The following is a 2,201-nucleotide window of genomic DNA, read 5'->3' as shown; positions in this document are numbered from 1 at the left end:
GCCGCCCTCGCGGCTGCGCTCGCCGACGTCGTCGAGCGCCGCGCCGAACAGCGCGCCGAGCCCGGCACGGCCGCGTCCCTCGGCATCGCCCTTGCCGTCGACGCCGCCATTGCCGGCGGCACGCTCGCCGCCGCGCGGCTGCACGAGGGCGGAGAGATCGGCTGGGATCATCGGCGTGCCTCCGTCAGCAGGACATCGATGGCGGCGAGCGCCGACTCGGCGCGGCGCATGGCGGGGGTCGGCTCGGGGGGCGTGAAGGCGGGGACTTCCGGTGCGGCTTCGGCCGGGAGATCGGCCGGGAGATCGGCGACGGGCGTCTCCGCCGTCGGGGTTTCGGCGTCCACCACCTCCGCGGCGACCTCCGTCGGCGCCTCCTCGTCCTCGATCACCACCGGCTCGCCGATGCGGATCGCGAGATCGATCACCGTCTCGAGCAGGGCCACGTCGGCGGGGGGCAGGCGGGCGGGGTCGATGTCCGCGAGGGTCTCGGCGGCGAGCGCGAAGCGATCCGTCGTCACCTGCGAGGCGGCCGCGTAGAAGGTCGCGCGCCATTCCTCGTCGGAATCGCCCGCGGCGAGCCCGTGCGCCAGCGTCGCCGCGCGCCGCGCGACCTCGGGCCTTCCGTGGACGAGGGAGTGGCGGGCGAAGAACAGGTAGAGGTCGCGCCGGCTCTCGCCGTCGAAGCGCTCGAGCATCGCCTCGAGCCGCGTGAAGCGCTCGAGATCGCCGTGGAAGTCGAGCGCGGTCAGCAGCGTGGCGAAGCGCTGGCGGAAGTTGCCGGCGTAGATCGAATGACGGAAACGGCGCAGGTACTGGATCGCCAGGAACTCGAGCCGCTCCACCTCCCCGCTCTGGCCGGCGACGAAGACCTCGCGGCGCAGCGCCGCCTCCTCGATCAGCGTCCCGGGCGCGAGCAGCCGCGCCACCGCCAGGAGCCGCATCGCCTCCGCCGGGTCCTCGCGCACCGCGAGCGCCGACTGCGCCAGCGCGAGCTGCCCGCCGAGCATCCCGCCGATCGCGAGCGGATCGGCCTCGCGCCAGGCCTCCCGCGCCTCCGCCTCGCGCCCCTGCAGGAAGGCGAGCGCGCCCTGGGCGAGGCTGCGCGGCGCGCCGAACTCCGCGCCCGAGGCGAGGATCGCGGCGAGGCTCTGCGGCGGGCCGCCGCCCAGGACGAAAGCGATCGCGGCATGGGCGTTGCGCGCGTCCGCCCAGGCTGACGGCGGCGCCGCGTCCAGGCCGCGGGCGATGTGGCCGATGAGCGCCCTCTGCGCCCGATGCGCCTCGACGTCGCCCTGCGCCACACGCTCCTGGAGCGCCTGGAGCGTGCGCACGAGGGCGTAGGGCTCGGGCACGTCGTTCGCGACGTCGGTCGAAACGGCGACGGGGGCCGCGGGGGGCGTGGCCTGCGCCGCCGCCGCGCCGGCGGCGGCGAGCAGGCAGGCGAGGGCGAGCGGGAGGACGTGACGGCTCACGAGCGCGCCTCCCGCAGCAGGATCTCGATGCGGCGGTTCTCGTCGGCGTAGGGATCGTCCGCGACCTTCAGCATACGGTCGGCGTGGCCCTCGACCCGGAGGATCCGCTCCTCCGCGAAGCCGCCGCGCACGAGCATGTAGTAGGCCATGTGCGCGCGCGCCGAGGAGAGCCGCCAATTGTCGTAGGTCGCCGAGCTGAACGGCCGCGCGTCGGTGTGGCCGCGGATCACGATCGCCCCCGCCTCCTCCGCGAGGATCGGCGCGATCTCCTCGACGACGCGCACCAGTTCGGGGCGCGGCTCGGCGGAGCCGATGGCGAACATGCCGAAGTCGGCGTCGTCGGTCAGGGAGACGAGGAGGCCTTCGGACGTCGCCGAGACCTCGATCGCCGGCGCGTTCTCCGGCACGGCGGCGCCGGTGGCCTGGGCCATCGCGGCGGCGATGCGCGCACGCAGGGCCGCGGCGCGGGCGAGCGCGGGATCGACGGCCTCGGCGGCCACCGGAGCCTCGGCGGGCGACTCCCCGTCGGTGGGCGCGTCCTCCGCGACGACCTCCCCGGCGGGCGTCTCCTCGTCCGCGGCGGCGATCCGGACGGGCTCCGGCTCCGCGGCGGGATCGGCGTCGGTCTCGACGTCGGTCTCGGCCACGGCGTCCGCCGCCACCGCGTCGGCGGGCGGCCCGTCGATCGCGAGGGCCGCGACCGGCACGGCGGCGGCCCCGGCCACCGCC

General features: G+C 76.3%; 2 protein-coding genes. Both read right to left on the bottom strand.

The genetic code is table 11. The features are described from left to right. Positions 1 to 167 precede the first annotated feature (167 nt). Positions 168 to 1,472 carry a chemotaxis protein MotC gene (locus ACTZWW_RS22580; RefSeq protein ID WP_444783210.1) on the bottom strand — a complete coding sequence of 435 codons (1,305 nt, stop codon included), beginning with the start codon at positions 1,470 to 1,472 and terminating at the stop codon, positions 168 to 170. Beyond that, on the bottom strand, positions 1,469 to 2,201 hold a 733-nt coding region (locus ACTZWW_RS22575; RefSeq protein ID WP_444783209.1), incomplete at its 5' end, for an OmpA family protein. The genes ACTZWW_RS22580 and ACTZWW_RS22575, both read right to left, overlap by 4 nt.

The sequence above is a fragment of the Salinarimonas sp. NSM genome, from assembly GCF_052380005.1.
Taxonomy (GTDB): domain Bacteria; phylum Pseudomonadota; class Alphaproteobacteria; order Rhizobiales; family Beijerinckiaceae; genus Salinarimonas.
Note: the sequence above shows the minus strand (reverse complement) of the source record. Positions and strands in the feature narration are given on the sequence as shown.